Raw genomic sequence first — 2,224 nt, 5'->3', positions numbered from 1 at the left:
CCGCATTGGGGAAGCCCTCGTAATATGAAGCGTGTATAAAAATATCGGAAAATCTTAAAACCGCATTGGGGAAGCCCTCGCTATATGAAGCTTGGAGAAAAATATCGGAAAATCCTTATTTGTTTATAGGGCTTACTATCCCAAAGTCTAAGCTTGTTTGATGTAATAATGCACTATAATCCGAGATTTATTAAGACTTTTAGGAGATTGTATGGCTTATGATAAAAAACTAACTTTATCTTGGTTGAATTTTGTTACTCTTGGCGCCTTTTTCTTTACTTGTATGAATTTTAATTTTTTTATCCAAATTTATCAGAATTTAGATATTGGCACTCCTTTGTTTTTAAAAATATCTTTACTCGTGATTTATTTTGCCTTAGCCTTTAGTCTTATTTCTTTGTTATTTCTTCTTCATTTACATAAACCTTTGTTAATTGTATTGGTATGGATTGCTTGTCTTAGCGCGTATTTTATGTTCTTTTATGGTGTAATTATCGATAAGGATATGATTGATAATATCCTAAAAACAGATACGCAAGAAACCTTTAGTTTAATCTCTCCTAGCTTATTGATATTTGTGTTGGTTTTAGGGGTTTTACCTACTTTGTTTATCTTAAAAGTTCGTATCGTTTGTGCTAATACCCTCAAAGCTCGTTTTTTTGCCCCATTATTCACTTCTTTTGCGGGTTTGGTTTTTGCACTTGGGGTTTTTTATTGGCATAGTCAAACACTCATTCCATTTTTTCGGAATTATAATTTTTTAAGAATCTATGAAACGCCTCTAAGACAAATTTATTCTGCTGTTTTATACATTAAAGGGGCTTTACCCGCTAAAGAGTTTGAAATCATTGCTAAAGATGCGGCTTTAAAGCAAGATAACAAAGAGCGATTAATGATCTTTGTCGTGGGTGAGACAGCAAGGGCTGCTAATTATTCTTTGGGTGGTTATCATTTAAATGATACAAATGCCTATACCAAAGGGGAATCCATTGTATATTTTGAGAATTTTTATTCTTGCGGGACTTCCACAGCTATTAGCGTTCCTTGTATGTTTTCTGATTATAAAAGGGAGAATTTTTCCAAATCTACTTATTATCGGGAGAATGCTTTAGATATTTTGCACAAAGTTGGGGTGAATGTCGCGTGGATAGGGAATAATTCTGGAGGGTGTCAAGGCGTTTGTAAAAACTTAGAAAAGGTAAAGATGTTAAATAAGCCCTATGATGAAGCACTATTAGCAGAGCTATCAGAGCAACTTAAAAATCTTGATAAGCAAAATCTTATTATTTTGCATTTGCAAGGATCTCACGGACCTACTTATTATCAACGTTACCCCGATGCCTTTAAAAAATTCCTTCCTACTTGCGATACAAATGAACTCCAAAAATGCACACAAGAAGAGCTTGTAAATACCTATGATAATACCTTGCTTTATACCGATTATATTATTAAATCTTTAATAGATATGCTAAAGGAATATGAGGGGTATGAAACAAGTTTGGTTTATCTGTCAGATCACGGAGAGAGTTTGGGTGAAAATGGGATTTATTTGCACGGAATGCCTTATTTTATCGCTCCAAAAGAGCAGATTCATATCCCTTTTATCTTTTTTAGCAATAATCCACAGCTTATGCAAATCGCACAATCGCACAAAAATTTGCCACTATCTCAAGATAATATTTTTAGCACTTTGCTTGGGTATTTTGAAGTAGAGAGTGAAGTTTATAAGAGTTCTGATGATTTCTTAAGCTTAGATTTTCAAAGGTAATGCTGTGAAACCCAAATACCATTTTTTTGCTAATGCACGTTTTGCTTTTGAGGGGGTTTTAGCAATGCTTAAGCGAGAGACTGCTTTTCGTATCGAATTAGCCATTATTCTTCCTGCTATGATTATAAGCTTTTTTTTACCCATAGATTTAATTGCTCATTTGTTTTTATTGGCGGTGCTTTTTTTGATACTTATTTTAGAAGCGGTTAATTCTAGCATAGAAGCCTGTGTGGATTTAATCACTCCTAACTTCGCACCTTTAGCAAAAATCGCTAAAGATTGTGCGAGTGCTGCTGTGCTTTTTAGTGTGATATTAGCTTTATTGGTATGGGGGGTTATTTTATTCTCCATGTGGGATAGGGTTTAACTTAGAAAGTGTAGTATAATTGCGATGTTTTTAAGGATAATATCCCAACTACCTATTGCAACCCAACCTACTCTTCATCTACCTTAAAG

At 34.0% G+C, this 2,224-nt stretch carries 2 protein-coding genes; both read left to right on the top strand.

Annotated elements, in window-relative coordinates; genetic code table 11:
- Positions 1-211 precede the first annotated feature (211 nt).
- Positions 212-1,768 carry a phosphoethanolamine transferase gene (locus C6H18_RS00640; protein WP_104721197.1) on the top strand — a complete coding sequence of 519 codons (1,557 nt, stop codon included), beginning with the start codon at positions 212-214 and terminating at the stop codon, positions 1,766-1,768.
- A 4-nt stretch (positions 1,769-1,772) separates the two neighbouring features.
- Positions 1,773-2,135 carry a diacylglycerol kinase gene (locus C6H18_RS00635; RefSeq protein WP_104721196.1) on the top strand — a complete coding sequence of 121 codons (363 nt, stop codon included), beginning with the start codon at positions 1,773-1,775 and terminating at the stop codon, positions 2,133-2,135.
- Positions 2,136-2,224 lie beyond the last annotated feature (89 nt).

The organism is Helicobacter mesocricetorum (genome assembly GCF_900198605.1).
Taxonomy (GTDB): Bacteria; Campylobacterota; Campylobacteria; order Campylobacterales; family Helicobacteraceae; genus Helicobacter_D; species Helicobacter_D mesocricetorum.
The sequence above is the reverse complement of the archived record's forward strand: the minus strand, read 5'-3'. Positions and strand labels throughout refer to the sequence as shown.

What these genes read in the sequence shown, in the direction of transcription:
- C6H18_RS00640 (WP_104721197.1), top strand. Translation starts at nt 212, where the DNA reads ATGGCTTATGATAAAAAACTAACTTTATCTTGGTTGAATTTTGTTACT.